The 16,211-nt window shown below is 50.0% G+C and carries 15 protein-coding genes; 7 read left to right on the forward strand and 8 right to left on the reverse strand.

Annotation, left to right across the window (positions count from 1 at the left end):
• Window positions 1-104: 104 nt before the first annotated feature.
• The 7 genes from rpsT to ispH all read left to right on the forward strand — a co-directional run bounded on the left by rpsT (window position 105) and on the right by ispH (window position 7,994).
• Window positions 105-371: a 30S ribosomal protein S20 gene (gene rpsT, locus HUF18_RS10940; protein ID WP_145469723.1), complete on the forward strand. Its 267-nt coding sequence runs from the start codon at window positions 105-107 to the stop codon at window positions 369-371.
• A 156-nt stretch (window positions 372-527) separates the two neighbouring features.
• Window positions 528-2,111 carry a murein biosynthesis integral membrane protein MurJ gene (murJ, locus tag HUF18_RS10945; RefSeq protein ID WP_225692214.1) on the forward strand — a complete coding sequence of 528 codons (1,584 nt, stop codon included), beginning with the start codon at window positions 528-530 and terminating at the stop codon, window positions 2,109-2,111.
• Window positions 2,112-2,197: 86 nt separating this feature from the next.
• On the forward strand, window positions 2,198-3,151 hold the full coding sequence (gene ribF, locus HUF18_RS10950; protein WP_225692215.1) for a bifunctional riboflavin kinase/FAD synthetase: 954 nt from the start codon (window positions 2,198-2,200) through the stop codon (window positions 3,149-3,151).
• Window positions 3,152-3,185: 34 nt separating this feature from the next.
• Window positions 3,186-6,080 (forward strand): isoleucine--tRNA ligase, encoded by a 2,895-nt coding sequence (gene ileS, locus HUF18_RS10955; protein ID WP_225692216.1) that lies wholly within the window; start codon window positions 3,186-3,188, stop codon window positions 6,078-6,080.
• Window positions 6,081-6,587 (forward strand): signal peptidase II, encoded by a 507-nt coding sequence (gene lspA / locus HUF18_RS10960; protein ID WP_145469719.1) that lies wholly within the window; start codon window positions 6,081-6,083, stop codon window positions 6,585-6,587.
• Between the two features lie 26 nt (window positions 6,588-6,613).
• Window positions 6,614-7,057, forward strand: a complete 444-nt coding sequence (fkpB, locus tag HUF18_RS10965; protein ID WP_225692217.1) for an FKBP-type peptidyl-prolyl cis-trans isomerase — start codon at window positions 6,614-6,616, stop codon at window positions 7,055-7,057.
• Window positions 7,047-7,994, forward strand: a complete 948-nt coding sequence (gene ispH / locus HUF18_RS10970; protein WP_225692345.1) for a 4-hydroxy-3-methylbut-2-enyl diphosphate reductase — start codon at window positions 7,047-7,049, stop codon at window positions 7,992-7,994. Before fkpB ends, ispH begins: the two co-directional genes overlap by 11 nt.
• On the opposite strand, the gene HUF18_RS10975 is transcribed toward ispH, so the two are convergent.
• From HUF18_RS10975 to HUF18_RS11010, 8 genes are all read right to left on the reverse strand, one after another.
• A complete protein-coding gene (locus HUF18_RS10975) occupies window positions 7,991-8,413 on the reverse strand; it encodes a type IV pilin protein (protein ID WP_225692218.1) in 423 nt (140 codons plus the stop codon). The two genes, ispH and HUF18_RS10975, sit on opposite strands and share 4 nt — an antisense overlap.
• Window positions 8,413-9,252 carry a PilW family protein gene (locus HUF18_RS10980; protein WP_225692219.1) on the reverse strand — a complete coding sequence of 280 codons (840 nt, stop codon included), beginning with the start codon at window positions 9,250-9,252 and terminating at the stop codon, window positions 8,413-8,415. The genes HUF18_RS10975 and HUF18_RS10980 overlap by 1 nt, the downstream gene beginning before the upstream one ends.
• Window positions 9,249-9,815, reverse strand: coding sequence for a type IV pilus modification protein PilV (gene pilV / locus HUF18_RS10985; protein WP_225692220.1), 567 nt, complete (start codon window positions 9,813-9,815; stop codon window positions 9,249-9,251). The genes HUF18_RS10980 and pilV overlap by 4 nt, the downstream gene beginning before the upstream one ends.
• Entirely contained in the window at window positions 9,809-10,282 is a 474-nt protein-coding gene (locus tag HUF18_RS10990) for a GspH/FimT family pseudopilin (RefSeq protein ID WP_225692221.1), read from the reverse strand. The genes pilV and HUF18_RS10990 overlap by 7 nt, the downstream gene beginning before the upstream one ends.
• Window positions 10,283-10,285: 3 nt before the next feature.
• Window positions 10,286-13,369: a PilC/PilY family type IV pilus protein gene (locus tag HUF18_RS10995; RefSeq protein WP_225692222.1), complete on the reverse strand. Its 3,084-nt coding sequence runs from the start codon at window positions 13,367-13,369 to the stop codon at window positions 10,286-10,288.
• A gap of 55 nt (window positions 13,370-13,424) precedes the next feature.
• A complete protein-coding gene (locus tag HUF18_RS11000) occupies window positions 13,425-13,979 on the reverse strand; it encodes a pilus assembly PilX family protein (RefSeq protein WP_225692223.1) in 555 nt (184 codons plus the stop codon).
• A 140-nt stretch (window positions 13,980-14,119) separates the two neighbouring features.
• Window positions 14,120-14,677, reverse strand: coding sequence for a GspH/FimT family pseudopilin (locus HUF18_RS11005; RefSeq protein WP_225692224.1), 558 nt, complete (start codon window positions 14,675-14,677; stop codon window positions 14,120-14,122).
• Window positions 14,678-14,847: 170 nt separating this feature from the next.
• The gene (locus HUF18_RS11010; protein ID WP_145469709.1) at window positions 14,848-16,191 is read right to left on the reverse strand and encodes a sigma-54-dependent transcriptional regulator; all 1,344 of its coding nucleotides are present in this window, start codon (window positions 16,189-16,191) and stop codon (window positions 14,848-14,850) included.
• Window positions 16,192-16,211: the final 20 nt, after the last annotated feature.

The following is a 16,211-nucleotide window of genomic DNA, read 5'->3' on the forward strand; positions in this document are numbered from 1 at the left end:
GGGACTGCTTTTTAAGCGGTGCCCTTGTTGACACTGGGGCGGGATGTCTGGATAATCCCGGCCCTCTTAGATTTGATTGATAAACCAATTTTGAGGAGCCGACTGTGGCAAATTCCGCTGGTTCTCGTAAACGCGCCCGTCAGGCTATCAAACGTCGTGCTCGTACTGTAGCTCTGCGCTCAATGGTGCGTACTTACATTAAGAAAGTACACGCTGCTGTTGCGACTAACGACTATGACCAAGCCCAGGCTGCGTTTACTAAGACTCAACCTTACATCGACAAAATGGTGAACAAAGGTATTCTGCACAAGAATACTGCTGGACGTATCAAGAGTCGTCTGAATGCTAAGGTTTTCGCACTGAAAGGTTAATCTCTGATTAACGTTCCGGTTCGGACGAAAAACCCGCTTTTGCGGGTTTTTTTGTCTCTGTCGTTTGCTGCGCGGATAGTGTCAGGCGCTGGCTGACTTTCCTACAGACTTTCCGGTGTAGCTGCGTATGATACGCGCAGGTAAATGGAGACTCGTATGACGCAACCGCAAGACCCTACTCCCGCCGAACAGAAGCCAGCCGGTAAAGGTCTGGGCCTGCTGCGTTCGTCGTCGATTGTCAGCCTGATGACGCTGCTCAGCCGGGTGCTGGGGCTGATCCGTGATGTGGTAGTGGCGCAGTATTTTGGTGCCCGCGCCGATGCTTTCTTTGTTGCCTTCAAAATTCCCAATTTCTTCCGTCGTCTGTTTGCCGAAGGGGCTTTCTCCGTCGCTTTTGTACCGGTGCTGAGCGAATACCGCCGCCTGCGGCCGCTGGAAGAAGTGCAGCTGCTGATTGCCCGTACTTCCGGTGTGCTGGGAACGGCACTGCTGGCGGTGACACTGCTGGCGCTGTTGTTTGCCGATTATCTGCCCTGGATTTTTGCGCCGGGCTTCCGTAATGATCCGGAAAAATTTGCTTTAACCGCCGATCTGCTGCGTATCACCTTTCCTTATCTGTTGTTTATTTCGCTGACGGCCTTTGCTTCCAGCGTACTGAACAGTTACGGCCGTTTCGCGGTACCGGCGTTTACTCCGGTGTTGCTGAATCTGTGCATGATTTTCGCCACGCTGGTGATGACCGACTGGTTTGAAGAGCCGTTGTTTGCGCTGGCCTGGGGTGTGTGTCTGGCTGGTCTGGTGCAGCTGGTATTTCAGTTGCCTTTTGTGGCGCGGCTGGGACTGCTGGTGCGCCCGCAATATCAGCCCAAAGATGAAGGTGTTAAGCGTATCGGCAGTCTGATGGTGCCGGCGCTGTTTGGTGTATCGGTCAGTCAGATCAATCTGCTACTGGATACTCTGCTGGCGTCTTTTCTGGAGAGCGGCTCGGTGAGCTGGCTGTATTATTCCGACCGCCTGAACAACCTGCCGCTGGGCGTTTTTGCTATCGCTATCGGTGTGGTGATTCTGCCGGCGCTGTCGGGTCGTCATGCTGCGGATGAAAAGGACAGCTTTTCCCGTACCCTCGACTGGGCGGTGCGTATGGTATTTCTGATTGCGCTGCCGGCCGCGCTGGCGCTGGTGCTGCTGGCGACGCCGCTGATGTCGACCATCTTCTTCCATGGAGAAGTGACGGCCTACGATGTCGGCAAGATGAGTCTGAGCCTGCAGGCTTACGGCAGTGGTTTGCTGGCCTTTATGATGATTAAGGTGCTGGCGCCGGGCTATTACGCCCGTCAGGATACGAAAACCCCGGTAAAAATCGGTATTCAGGCGATGGTGGTGAATATGGTGCTGAACCTGATTCTGGTTTTCCCGTACGCTCATGCGGGTCTGGCACTGGCTACCTCGCTGTCGGCCTATTTTAACGTGTATATGCTGTACCGCGGCCTGCGTAAGCAGGGGGTCTATCAGCCGCAGACCGGATGGTGGTCTTTTGCCGGCAAGTTAGCGCTGGCTAATGGGGCTCTGGCGGCACTTATGTGGTGGCTGATGGGGCCGGCGCAGAGCTGGCTGGAATGGTCGCCTTCACTGCGTGCCGGCTGGATGGCGCTGATCGTTGTCTCCGGTATCGCTCTGTATTTTTCTTTGCTGATTGCAGCGGGGCTGCGTTTGCGCCATCTGCGCGGCGAAGTTTTCTGAAATCATACGTCTGGCCAAATGGCTGTTCCCTGAGCAGTCATTTGGCTATAATCCGGCCCTTTGTATTCGGCGGGTAGTGGTTGTAGATGCGCTTATTGCGTGGGCTTCATAACATTCCGGAAGACTTCAGCGGTTGTGCGGTTACGATCGGTAATTTCGATGGCCTGCATCTTGGCCATCAGGGGATTCTGCGGGCGCTTAAAGCGGTCGCGCAGCAACACTCGGTGCCAACCCTGGTTATGTTATTCGAGCCCCAGCCGAAGGAGTTTTTTGCGCCTCATGTGGCACCGGCACGTCTGGCTAACCTGCGTGAGAAGCTGCAGGATCTCGCGGCTCAGGGTGTGGATTATGTGCTGTGCCTGCCGTTTAACCAGACGCTGCGCTCTATGCCGGCGGATGCCTTTATCCGCGATATTCTGATTTCTGCCTTAGGCGTTAAGCACCTGATCGTCGGTGATGATTTCCGTTTTGGCTGTGACCGCAGCGGTGATTATCAGGCGCTGGCTGCTGCCGGGCAGGAACATGGTTTCCGTGTACAGGATACTTCTACCTTTGAGGTGGACGGCGAGCGGGTCAGCAGTACCCGCGTACGCAGCGAGCTGGCCGCGAATAATCTGGCGCGTGTCGCGCATCTGCTGGGACACCCTTACCGCATGTCGGGCCGTGTCGCCTTTGGCCGTCAGCTGGGCCGTATGCTGGATACGCCAACGGCCAATGTGATGGTGCGGCGCAGTAAATTACCGCTGACTGGTGTGTTTGCCGTGTGTGCCATTGACGAAGCCTGCGGCAAGAAATATCAGGGCGTGGCCAATTGTGGTGTTAAGCCCACCATCAGCGGAGAGCCGGAACCTTCGCTGGAAGTACACCTGCTGGATTTTCAGGGCGATCTCTACCACCGCCATTTAACGGTGGAGTTTTTACATAAAATCCGCGAAGAACAGAAATTTTCTGGTCTGGATGAACTAAAGCAGGCCATTACGGCCGATAAAACAGCGGCCAGACATTATTTTGCCGCCTTGCCTGATTCATCCCGATTTTGAACCGAATTCAGACTTTCAGAAAAGTGACGCAGCTATGAACGATAAAGTGGAAAGCCAATATAAAGCGACGCTGAATTTGCCCGATACCGACTTCCCGATGCGCGGAAATCTGGCACAGCGTGAACCGGAAATGCTCGCCCGTTGGGAGCAGATTGGCCTGTACCAGAAAATTCGTGAAGCCCGTGCCGGCCGTGATCAGTTTATTCTGCACGATGGCCCGCCGTACGCGAACGGCAAGATTCACCTGGGTCACTCCATTAATAAAATCGTAAAAGACATCATCGTGAAGTCGCAGACGCTCAGCGGTAAGGACTCACCTTACGTACCGGGATGGGACTGTCACGGCTTGCCGATTGAATTAAAAGTAGAAGAAAAAGTCGGCAAGGTTGGCGTGAATGTCAGCGCCAGTGAATTCCGTAAGCATTGCCGTGAATATGCGATGGAGCAGGTGAATGGCCAGCGCGCCGATTTCAAACGCCTGATGGTACTGGGGGACTGGGAAAACCCGTACCTGACCATGGATTTTAAATTCGAAGCCGACATCATCCGTACGCTGGGTAAAATCATCGATAACGGCCATCTGCACAAAGGCTTCAAACCGGTTAACTGGTGTTCTGACTGTGGTTCTGCACTGGCCGAAGCTGAGGTGGAATATCAGGATAAACAATCCATCGCTATCGATGTGAAATTCGCCTTTGCGGACAGTGCTGCATTGCTGCAGGCTTTTGCTGCTGATGCGTCACTGGCGGCAAAAACGATCAGTATTGTGATCTGGACCACCACACCATGGACGCTGCCGGCTAACGAAGCCGTATCTGTACACCCGACGCTGGAATACTCGCTGGTATTGCTGAAAGAACAGGATGAAATTCTGCTGCTGGCCGCCGATCTGGTGAACGATGCCATGCAGCGCTACAGTATCGCGGCCGATGGTTTTGAAGTGATCGCCACAGCTAAAGGTTCGGTTTTTGGCCAGTTGGATGGGCAGGCAACAGCACCTTTCGTTGTACAACACCCGTTTATGCCCGCGGCAGACGGCGGTGCGAAATATGTGCCTGTCATTACCGGTGATCACGTAACAGCAGAGTCCGGTACCGGAGCGGTGCATACCGCACCTATGCACGGTGCGGACGACTTTGTGGTGTCTAAACGTTTTGACGTTAAATCTGACGATATGTTGGTTGATGGCGCCGGTAACTTTATCAGCAACGCAGCTCTGGATGCGCTGGAGCTGGCAGGATTAAGTACCGCCGATAAAGGTAATTTCCGTGTGCTGGGTCTGTTGGCAGAAAAAGGCGCATTGCTGAAAAAAGCGAAAATTACCCACAGCTATCCGCATTGCTGGCGTCATAAAACGCCGATTATTTTCCGCGCCACGCCGCAGTGGTTTATCAGTATGAATCAGGCCGGATTGCTGGAAAAAGCCCTGCATGAAGTGAATGAAAATATCGAGTGGAAGCCAAGCTGGGGTCAGGCGCGTATCGAAAGCATGATGACCGACCGCCCTGACTGGTGTATTTCCCGTCAGCGTACCTGGGGCGTGCCGATTGCGTTATTTGTGCATAAAGAAACCAGTGCACTGCATCCGGATTCTGCGGCCTTGATTGAAAAAGTGGCCCTGAAAGTTGAAGAAAAAGGTATTGATGCCTGGTTTGAACTCGAAGCCGCTGAGCTGTTAGGCGCTGACGCCGAACACTATGTAAAAGTCACCGATACGCTGGATGTATGGTTTGATTCCGGTGTATCCCACAGCGCGGTTTTGCGTCAGCGTAAAGGATTGCGGGCACCGGCTGATCTTTATATGGAAGGTTCAGACCAGCATCGTGGCTGGTTCCAGAGCTCCTTGCTGACCAGTGTCGCCGCGTACGGTGAGGCACCTTATAAAAGTGTGCTGACGCACGGTTTTACGGTCGACAGTAATGGCCACAAAATGTCCAAGTCGCTGGGCAATACGATCGAGCCTGCCGAGGTTATTAAACAGTACGGGGGCGATATTCTGCGTTGGTGGGTTGGTGATGTTGATTACACCGGTGAAATTACGGTGTCTCAGGACATCTTCAAGCGCAGTGCGGATTCATACCGTCGTGTACGTAATACCTGTCGTTTCCTGCTGGCCAATATTAATGGCTTTAACCCGCAGACCGATATGGTTGCCGGAAATGAACTGCTGCCGCTGGATGCCTGGATGGTGAATTATACCCGCCAGTTGCAGGACAAAGTTATTGGTTACTACCACAACTATGACTTTAAAGGCCTGACCAAAACACTGATGAATTTCTGTGTGACGGAGCTGGGTGGTTTCTATCTTGATGTGATTAAAGACCGTCAGTACACCTGTAAAGCCGATGGTCTGCCACGCCGTAGTGCGCAGACGGCTCTGTACCACGTGCTGGAAGCGATGAGTCGCTGGATTGCTCCGATTCTGTCATTTACAGCAGAAGAGATCTGGAGCTGTCTGGCCGGTGAGCGTGAGGAATCAGTTATGCTGGCCGAATGGTACAACGCTTTCCCTGACACCGGAGCCAGCACCTTTGATGATGCATTCTGGGGCGATATTATCGCCGCTAAAATCGCAGTGAACGGTGTGCTGGAAAAAGCCCGTACCGATAAAATCATCGGTGCGAGCCTGAGTGCCGAAGTAGAAATTTACGCGCAGCCTGAACTGAAAACTCAGCTGGAAAAACTGGGTGATGAACTGCGTTTCGTGCTCATTACTTCCGGTGTTCAGGTATTGGATTTCAATGCTGCAGCCGGTGTTGAAACCGAGCTGACAGGTTTGCGTGTGCAGGTTAAAGCGTCTGCACATGACAAATGTGAGCGCTGCTGGCACCACAGCGATGATATTGGTCAGAATGTTCAGCATCCGACGCTGTGCGGCCGTTGTGTGGAAAACGTGGAGGGCGATGGCGAAGTCCGTCGTTTTGCATAAATGCCGAATTCTCAGCAGTCCCGCTCAGCATTAATCTGGCTCTGGTTGGCACTGGCGGTATTCGTGCTGGATATCGCCACCAAACAGCTGGCCGAAATGATGCTGACGTATGGCCGTCCGGTATATTTATTGCCCGTACTGGATTTTACCCTGCTGTATAACCGTGGGGCGGCCTTCAGTTTTCTCGCTGATGAGTCTGGCTGGCAGCGCTGGTTTTTTACCGCAGTCTCGCTTGGCGTGAGTGTCATGCTGATTGTCTGGCTGAAACGTTTGCCGCGTACACAAATCTGGATGCCGGTTGCGCTGGCGCTGATTTTAGGCGGTGCTTTGGGCAATTTATTTGATCGCCTGGTGTATGGTCATGTGATCGATTTTATTTCCGTACATTGGGATCGTTCGTATTTTCCGGCTTTTAATCTGGCTGACTCGGCAATTACCGTCGGTGCTGTGATGATGGCATTGGATGTTGTGCGCGAGACCTGGCAGGAACGTCGTCAGGCTTCCTGAAATATAGTTTTTATTGAGTAGTTATTATGTCCGTCGGAATCATTGCAGCAGACAGTAAAATCACAATGCACTTTGCGTTGAAAATCGACGATGAGCAGATTGTTGATTCAACCTTTGAACGTAGCCCGGTTAACTTTGTTTTGGGCGATGGCAATCTGCTGCCAGGTTTCGAGGAGTATTTACTGGGACTGGCAACCGGCGATCATAAGACCTTCAGCGTGCCGCCGGAAAAAGCCTTTGGCCAGCCGAATCCGCAGAATATGCAGGAAATGAAGCGCAACAGCTTCCCTGTTGATATGCCGGTTGCACCGGGCTTAATGGTCTCTTTTGCTGACGCTCAGGGAGCAGAACTGCCGGGCGTTATCAGCAAAGTGGAAGGCGATTGGGTAACTGTTGATTTCAACCACCCGCTGGCGGGTAAAACCCTGCAGTTTGAAGTGCAGATTCTTGAGGTTCATGATGCAGATTAAACTCGCTAATCCACGGGGTTTTTGTGCTGGTGTTGATCGCGCTATCGACATTGTTAACCGTGCGCTCGATTTATTTGAACCACCGATTTATGTGCGCCATGAAGTGGTGCATAACAAATTTGTGGTGAATGGCCTGCGCGAGCGTGGTGCTATTTTTGTCGATGAACTGGATGAGGTGCCGGATAACAGCATTGTTATTTTTTCTGCCCATGGTGTATCTCAGGCGGTACGAAAAACCGCAGAAGATCGTGGCTTGCGCGTATTTGATGCGACCTGTCCATTAGTGACCAAGGTACATCTGGAAGTCAGCCGCTACAGCGCCGATGGCAGTGAGTGCATTCTGATTGGCCATAAAGGTCATCCGGAAGTTGAAGGCACAATGGGGCAGTATGATTATGCTCAGGGCGGACATATTTATCTGGTCGAAGACGAAGAAGATGTGGAAGCACTGGCGGTAAATAATCCGGACAGATTGTCGTATGTAACGCAGACGACGTTATCTATGGATGACACTGCGCGTGTAATTGATGCTCTGCGGGTAAAGTTCCCCAATATTCAGGGGCCGCGTAAAGATGATATCTGTTACGCCACGCAAAATCGTCAGGATGCAGTGAAAAATCTGGCCGCCGATTGTGATTTGTTACTGGTTGTCGGCTCACCGAACAGCTCCAACTCGAACCGTTTACGTGAGCTGGGTGAGCGTATGGGAGCGAAAGCTTACCTGATTGATAACGCCGCAGAAATCCAACCACAGTGGCTGGAAGATGTGAAAGCCGTTGGTATTACCGCGGGAGCATCAGCTCCGGAAGTACTGGTGCGTGAAGTGGTTAACAAGCTGGTTGCTCTGGGCGGAGAAGCCCCGCAGGAAATGCAGGGCCGCCCGGAAAATGTGGTGTTTTCGTTGCCGAAAGAGTTGCGGCTTAATGCCGTCGATTAGAGGTCTACTTCAGTAGACCCAAGCTTTTTAACCTGCTTACCTGTGGTATTGAAAATTAAAATACCATCTTTCTCTTGGCTATTTCCCTGAGGGGGAGTAGCTACCAGTTGCACGCACTGAGTGTATGGCATGGCTCCACATTTCTCGACGGTGATTTTGTAATAACCTTTAGGGGTTGTATATGAAGTGCTTCCCATGCCGAGTTTGGTCAAGGAATCGGCATAGGTCATATTGTCAGCATAATAACGCTCTTGGGCACTCAAGATAGCATGTATGCTTTCTATGCCATCACTGCGGTTGCCGCGCATAGAATAATTTTGGTATGAAGGTATAGCTGCGGATGCCAGAATTGCAACGATCGCCAGCGTTACCATCAGTTCAAGTATTGTAATACCTTTGCTGTTTATTAAAGTATTCATCACATTCTCTTTGTATTTGGAAACCAAACTGTACCGTTTTGTACGTAGCGTGCAATAGTGTCGGTATAAGGAGCTGTTGTTGAATCCAGTAAACCAAATACCCGGGTATCGTTTGGCAGGGTATTATTTTCATTGAACTCCCGGGTAAGAATCGCTAATCGCACGGCGGTAACAGCTGACCAGTCGGCGACTTTATCCGCAGAAACAAAATTGACAACACTGCCGCTTCCGGATCCATCACTTACGCCAACCAGTAGTTGCATACTTTCAACGCCATTAGCGATAGTTTGTGCGCTGCCTTGTCTAATACCACCCTCATCATAAGTTGCACAGCGGAATTGATAATCGTTTGATGGATCGGTATCACCGGTATTGGGCTCTACCCAATAAACATCGATCACTGGCGTCATATTGTCGGTAATGGAGGTAGCCAGGGCTTCACCTCCACAGGTTTGCAAATCCTTTTGAGAGGCTGTTAAGCCACCGGTTGAGCGGCGAATCGCTAAGCGATCACCACCTGTATTGTTGCTTGATGTTTCAAAAGTACAATGCGCAGAATTGGCTGGGGGAACCGCGGCGGTTGTACATAACTCCGCGAGTGGTGCAACGCTGATGCTTGACTGGTAATCACTGTTATAGCCTGCAGTTGCGATTTCTTTATCAAGCCAGGCCATTACTAATCGTCCGGTTTCCTGTGCCTGTGACAAACCTTCTGCTGTCGACGCTGTACGGGCACTGGTGATCATAATGTTCATAATGAAATAGGAAATAACAACGCTCAGCGCAGCGGCAAGCATCAACTCAATTAATGTCATCCCGGATTGACGAGCTCTGTTCATAGCTGTACCTGCCGTGTAATTGTGGCTGTTCGATCTGTAGTGCCTTCATTTGAAAAATACAGTGTGTTCCCGCCAGCATCTTTTCCCGATGTCCTGACATCCCAGGTCAGAGAAAGTGTAGCCTGCTTATTGGCAGCATTTACCGTGATTGACAATCTTGGGTTGCTGATAAAATCAGCATAAGATTGGCGAACAATTTCCCCGTTAATTGTATTACCTTTTGTGCAGGCAACATCCCATAAATCAAAAGCAGCCACCTCGGTAGCCGTGCAGATCGCGGCATCTTTCTTACTGCCTTTCTCGTCGTAATCCGCGCATCGGGTTGGCACATTGCCACAGGCGTAAACACCATTGGTGTTGTAGTTGACAAGAGCTGTGCTGTTTGAATTTATACGACTTGCCAGATCTTCAAGCATCCATACTGCTTGTGAGCGATTACCGGAATCCTGGGCTGCTCTGTTAGATTGCAACTGCAATGCACTGATGCCTAATAAACCAGTTGTGGTTATTGCCAGCGTAACCATCACTTCAATCATAGTGATACCGCTTTGTTTCCTCAGCATTTTGCTACTCCTGTCAGAATGACCTGGCCGATGCGATTGACAAGGAGTGTTCTTTTCCTCTGGCCAGAACACTCTGGAACCGAAATGGATATTGTCGCATCAGCGTTGGTTCGTCCTTTAGGGTCGAAAATTAACGGACTTCCGGTTTTTAATGTGACGCTGGATAACGTATTGGCAGCCAGGGTCAGCTTTCTTTCTCTAAGGACTGTATTCGTACTGACATCCGTGACTTTCCATCCGCCCTTCCAGCTGTCTACCGGTTCAAAGCTTACAGATTGTCCTGTTGTAGAGGATTGGCTTCTTGCGTAGCGTAAATCGAGCTCTAAGTCTCTGTACAGGCGATCAGCAAGACTATTAGCTGACATGCTTTGCATTGCAGGCAGTGCAGCCATGAGGAGTATGGCTGCAATAGCAATGACTATCATCATTTCAACCAGCGTGAAGCCTTTTCGCGTACCGCTTTTCATTGATCAGTTTTCCTTCCAATAAGTCTGCTGGAAAGCATTGAAGTCGCCACTTACCGGGGTAATTTCTGTACCAATAGCAATCACTGGTTCAGATGGTTTCTTGGTTGTTGGGTCGGCAGGAGGAAAAACCAGAATAGGTTTAGGCACGATGCCGCCCTGATTCAAGTCAGTAGTAGTGACTTTTCGTTCAGTTGTTTGTGGGCTGCTTAAGGGCTCAATTTTAATTAAACTGGCCTGACCAGTATCTGGTTCACAACCGATGTTCACCGTTGAATCAGATGGCCGGAATGTTGGAATATAAATTACATTATTAACCGTGAGTGTTGTACTTAACACCTTCTCTCCGGATCTGGTCAGTTCGTAGTAAAAGCCATTACGTATTTGGCTGTAACTTGCACTGGAGAAATTTTTGTAATTCGCCAGATCAGTAACAGATTTTTTACTGTAACCGCTGGTCGGAACACTGGTGGTATTAAAGTCATTAATTACAAAAATCTTGTCCTTAACGCTGGTGCTCAGTGGACCTGCGCGGAAACCAGAGCCTATCGCGATTTGATAGCGCCCCTCTTTTTTGGCAATAACATTGGTTGGATCATTCGGATCGACACTTTCAAACAGGCCGTAGTCGGTATAAACCACATCCGGTTGGGTATAGAAGCGAATGTTGCCGGATTCTGTGCCATCATTAAAATCGGCAATTATCCCGCCGGTCGCAAAGTTGTTTGCACTGGTATTGCTACTGTCAATATCGAACCGCCAGATTCGGCCACCCACATCGGCCGCATAGATTAAATCAACCGTTCCATTGCCATCGTTATCAACCAGTGTAAGGTCTCCGGCAAAGCTGGACTTCATATCGCTTAGACTTAAACCCTGACTGTTGGTTGAACGGCCAGTTACTTTCCAGAGCAAATCAAACGCTTTACCGTTACTGTCTGTGGTCGCTTTAACCATATAAATAGCATTGCCCTTATCATGGGTGATACGGGTTTTGGCATTATCTTCGTCTGTATCGTAGCCACCGCCAAAGAAGAAGACCGGTGTTTTTACACCTTTCCACATGACCGTAGCAGAAGTCATCTTGGACCAGGTCTGGCCAAGTTCCTCAAATCCGGAATCACCACTATTTATCTGACTAACAAGTTTCGGGGCAGTTTTCTTTGAGATGTCGAGCAGGTAGTAGCTGGATCCACCGCGGCGCATACCTGCGGCCAGATAAGCCGTTTCACCACTTTCAATAACACGGTTGGCGTTAGTGTCGAGGTGAGACAAGCTAAGAGGCCCATCTAATCCGTAAATTTTCAGATATTTACTGATACCTTTTTGGTAAACGGCGAGATTCGGAAGAAGTTCTTTAGGAATATATGCCCAGTATTCTCCCGGAGTGTTTTCATCCGGATTGATAGCTTGCAGATATCCAGCATTATTGCCGCTGAACAGAACATCAGTCAGAGTATCGCCTTCTTTATAGGTTACCAGTATTGGGTTTCCATGCAGAGGATCGGCCATACTGCCTCGGGCCGTTGTTAATGGGGCGGTTGCCGTTGGATCAAGCCCTTGTGCCCACTGAAGAATCTCTGTTCTGTCTGCGGAGGTTAGGGTCATTGTGCTGGGCAGTAATCCGGACAGCATACTGGTAGAAATGTTACTTTCATTAACTAAATCAGTAATGTCACCCGTACCACTTAGTTTTGTTATAACTTTCCTGCCAGCAGGCAGATGCTTTGCAATACCTCCACTGGTTACTTTGGATCCATCAGGATCACCGATAGTCCAATAACTTTTGGCGGTATCTTTGAAGAAGCCAGTAGATGAATCAATGGCTGGGTCACCGTTTACATCAAGAATTTGTCCGGATGAATTCATGCGGTAGCGTTTAATATTTCCAGACCATCCGGGGCGTTCGGATGGCTTAAATACGGAGTAATATAACTCGTCTCTGTGCTCAAGACTGTTGAAGGCATTTACTGCAACAACTGGCGCCGCAAAGTTGCCTGCTGAATCGGAAATGGATCTGAAGATCAGATCAAGCGCTTTTGCAAGCTTATCTTCATCATCAGCTTTTTGGTAAATACCGTTTCCATGCTCAGCCATCTTTTTGAGCATGGTATTGGCAGCATCATTAACATTAAAGCCACCTACAGTATGAACATAAATTGGCTGATCAGTTTCCTTGGCATTAGGGTCATTAACGCCCGTCAGTTTGCTGTCTGTGAAATGGTCAGTATGTTGCAGCCAATAAGCCAGTTCTTCTGCACATCCACCGCTGCCACTACAATCTTTATCGAGATCGGATGGCAGATTGGGCATGTTTTCAATCAACCCGTTAATCGTATCGTTGACGCCTTCGTCACTCGATGGCAAGCCATCTGTAAATAGTACAATGTGGTTTGATTGGCAGGTGTCGGTAACAGGTGATATATAACTGCCATCAGAGATCGTACTTGAAGGGCTGTTAGGTAGGCGATTGTTTACGGTGTCTGTAGTGTGTTTATAATTGTAGTAATATTCAATACATCCATATTTCCAATCATATTTTTTACAATTCCCCTTCTCATATATTGCGGTTGATCTATAATAGTTGCTACCTGATGCAAGATTACCATACACAGGTTGTTTGCCTAAAAGAAATAAAGCTGCTTCATATACACTCTCCGTCATCGGCGTACCGCCTGCACCATGAAGGGAATCAATTGCGCTGGTAATTAAATTAAAATTAGTTGCTTTCGATATATCCAGTGCCGGAACTAATAAATAGCCACCTTCAGCCGTTGTTATATTACTAGAAGATGCTTTTCTATCTGTAAAACGGAGAATGCTAAGGTTTACTCCTTTGCCTTCCGCGTACAAGTTTTGAATGGCTTTCTTTGAAGCTTGCTTTGTTATATCGAGTCTCGACCTCTTTCCAGTAGCGGCTGGAACTTCACCATCAGTATCAGCAATCATACTGCCGGAGGTATCGAACACAAATACCACATTAGGGTTAATGCGCCCAGTGGTACTGCGATAAATCTCAGTATCGTCAGCATAGACAAAACGGCCGCTGAACAGTCCAAAAGCAATAAGAGACAACCAATAAAGCTTCATGGTTTCTTACCTCGGGTTGGTAAAAATTCGGGATTAATAAAAAGGGTTGCAATAATCATTGGCCAGTTCCTCCGGGAATCAGGCGGCGTACGCCAATTTCCTGAGATTCACTGATTGCACCATTTGTACTGACGGTAGAAACATTGAGCGCCGCGTGCATTACCGAGCAGCCATTACCGCAGCCTCCTTTGCCTTTCAGGTAAAAGCTTGTTCCCGGAGGAACGGGGAGATTACGGGCACTGGCCGTTATGCCACCAGTGGCGATACTCTTGCTGTTGAACGAAGGCTGAGTGAGACTGGCCTTGAATTCAGTAAAGGGATTGAATGAGGTATTGGTCGCAGGGTCAGCCAGGGAGGCTTTGTAGAGACTTTCAGCTTTGATCAGTATGTCGTTTTGCAGTGCGCCATTATTTTCCATTTGATCATACAGATAGTTCAGTGTGCCTAATGTAGCGTTGGTAATCTCCTGCTGATGCTGCAGATTACTGATCATCCGGATCTGAACCGTGGATCGCTGCATAGCGACCATCGCACCGAGAGTGATGGCAGTCAGAACGGCGAGGCTGACCAGAAGTGCGGAGCCTTGTTGATGACGGAATCGTGAGTTCATATCTGTATCCGATGGTCGGAGTAAGGGAAATATCTGAGTGTACTTTAGGCAGTTCTGCTGTTGTGGAGAACCCCCGCAAGACAAGCGGTCATAGTAGATAGACCAGTGGTTGTCGGACTGAGACTCAGTTCACGATCAATTCAGCGACATGGCACATTTTGGCCAGATGCAGTCTCTTCTATGCCATCTGCGTCTGTATCGAGACCACGCCGGATACGTCCCATTCTGGAGATTATGAATGCAGCTCCGATAGGTTTACTTCCGGGAAAACAATAGCCTAAAGAGCCGTTGTGGAATCCGGAAAATCCCCGGGGGTCAAAGCTGATAGAGCTGCCGGTATAGCTTCTGAAATCGTTACCAGCCCGGGTTGGCTCCAGCTGCTGTAGCAGGTGTTCGCCACTGTCCAGCTGGTTATTCTCATTCGGGTCGAGAAATATACTGAGTTCTGTATTCCAGTCCTGGCCGCAGCGCTTGCTGCTGTCGAGAGGGCACATTGTTGTTCGTTGCAGATTATTGATTGCACTTGCGCGTGTATAGCTGACTGCCTGTTGTAGTTCAAATATGCGTTGTCCGGCAGTCAGGCGTTCTGTAAACCGGTTAAAGGCAGGCATGCCGACAAAGAGAAGCAGGCTTGCAATAAGGGTTGTTGTTATCAGTTCAACAAGCGTAAAGGCTTTGATATGTTGATTGTTATGCATAGTAACTCCTGAGTCCGTTCGGGAGATGAGTGTTGCCGGCGCCTGTCCATGGCACCGCTTTCAATACTCTAGTGTCCGCTATGCTGGTGTCACTCAGACCTGAGGCTGAAATTTTGTTTTTCGGTTCAGTCTCAGGCCTGATGTCAGAGCTGCTTTAACGATCCGGAAATTTAATCTATCTCCAGTTTTTTACAGCGGTAACGCAGCGCGCGGAAGCTGATGCCTAGCTTTTCGGCGGCGGCGGTTTTGTTCCAGCGCGTGGCTTCCAGTGCCTGGGTGATGGCACGGCGCTCAATGTTCTCGAGGTAGGCTTCGAGGTTGTTGGTTTCAATACGCGGATTGCTGCTGTCCGGTTCTTCGCTGATCGGTTTGCTCAGGCTCAGGTCGCTGAGGCCGATGCTGTCACCTTCGGCAAGGGTGACGGCACGCTGCAGGATATTCTCCAGCTCACGTACGTTCCCCGGATAGTGGTAGGCCAGCAGTGCCTGCTGTGCGCTATCTTCCAGCATAATCTCCGGCATGCCCCATTCCTGGGAATATTTACGGATGAAATGCCGGATCAGCATTGGAATATCTTCTGCCCGGTCGGCCAGACGCGGTACGTTAATCTGGATCACGTTAAGACGGAAATATAAGTCCTGACGGAACTCTTCGGCTTTGACCAGTGCTCCAAGGTCTTTGTGGCTGGCGCAGAGTATGCGCACATCGACCGGTGTTTCAAATTCGGAGCCAACGCTGCGCACCGCTTTTTCCTGAATTACGCGCAGCAGTTTGGCCTGCATATCAAGTGGCAGTTCGGCGACTTCATCAAGGAACAGGGTGCCGCCATTGGCTGCGCGGAAAAAACCGGCCTTTTCGCTGCTGGCGCCGGTAAAACTGCCTTTGGCGTGACCGAAGAATTCGCTCTCCATTAAATCACGCGGGATAGCGCCGCAATTAACGGCGATAAACGGCTGCTCCATGCGGGCGCTTTGGTGATGAATCAAACGTGCTACCAGTTCTTTGCCGGTGCCGGACTCACCGAATATAAATACCGGTGCCTGGGTGCGGGCCACTTTGAATATTTTTTCTTTCAGCGTGCGCATGCCGTCTGACTGGCCAAGCAGGCCGTCGGCAGAAGGCAGGTTTTCAATATTGGCCGGCACTTTGGTCAGCTGCAGGGCGGCTTTGACCAGTTCACGCAGGCGGTCGGTATCCAGTGGTTTGGCCACCACATCGAAGGCGCCGGCTTTCAGCGCGTTGACGGCGAGTTCCATATTGCCGTAAGCGGTGATCATGGCGACCGGCATGTCCGGATGGCGGGTGTTACACAGCTGAATCAGATCCAGGCCGTTACCATCCGGTAATTTCATATCCGTGATGCAGAAATGGTAAGGACGTTCCTGCAATAACGTCAGTGCTTCGCTGACACTTCCTGCCTGATAGCAATCCAGTTCCATACGCTTCAGCGTCAGTGCAATCAGGGCACGGATGTCGGGTTCGTCGTCAATAATCAGGGCGGCAAATTTATTCATACAACAGTGTCCGTTCTGTG

It is taken from the genome of Thalassolituus sp. ST750PaO-4, assembly GCF_020320405.1.
Lineage (GTDB): Bacteria > Pseudomonadota > Gammaproteobacteria > Pseudomonadales > Oceanobacteraceae > Venatoribacter > Venatoribacter alkanivorans.

Coding starts and splice junctions, on each gene's coding strand:
- murJ (WP_225692214.1), top strand. CDS start 528: ATGACGCAACCGCAAGACCCTACTCCCGCCGAACAGAAGCCAGCCGGT.
- ribF (WP_225692215.1), top strand. CDS start 2,198: ATGCGCTTATTGCGTGGGCTTCATAACATTCCGGAAGACTTCAGCGGT.
- ileS (WP_225692216.1), top strand. CDS start 3,186: ATGAACGATAAAGTGGAAAGCCAATATAAAGCGACGCTGAATTTGCCC.
- lspA (WP_145469719.1), top strand. CDS start 6,081: ATGCCGAATTCTCAGCAGTCCCGCTCAGCATTAATCTGGCTCTGGTTG.
- fkpB (WP_225692217.1), top strand. CDS start 6,614: ATGTCCGTCGGAATCATTGCAGCAGACAGTAAAATCACAATGCACTTT.
- ispH (WP_225692345.1), top strand. CDS start 7,047: ATGCAGATTAAACTCGCTAATCCACGGGGTTTTTGTGCTGGTGTTGAT.
- HUF18_RS10975 (WP_225692218.1), bottom strand. CDS start 8,413: ATGAATACTTTAATAAACAGCAAAGGTATTACAATACTTGAACTGATG.
- HUF18_RS10980 (WP_225692219.1), bottom strand. CDS start 9,252: ATGAACAGAGCTCGTCAATCCGGGATGACATTAATTGAGTTGATGCTT.
- pilV (WP_225692220.1), bottom strand. CDS start 9,815: ATGCTGAGGAAACAAAGCGGTATCACTATGATTGAAGTGATGGTTACG.
- HUF18_RS10990 (WP_225692221.1), bottom strand. CDS start 10,282: ATGAAAAGCGGTACGCGAAAAGGCTTCACGCTGGTTGAAATGATGATA.
- HUF18_RS10995 (WP_225692222.1), bottom strand. CDS start 13,369: ATGAAGCTTTATTGGTTGTCTCTTATTGCTTTTGGACTGTTCAGCGGC.
- HUF18_RS11000 (WP_225692223.1), bottom strand. CDS start 13,979: ATGAACTCACGATTCCGTCATCAACAAGGCTCCGCACTTCTGGTCAGC.
- HUF18_RS11005 (WP_225692224.1), bottom strand. CDS start 14,677: ATGCATAACAATCAACATATCAAAGCCTTTACGCTTGTTGAACTGATA.
- HUF18_RS11010 (WP_145469709.1), bottom strand. CDS start 16,191: ATGAATAAATTTGCCGCCCTGATTATTGACGACGAACCCGACATCCGT.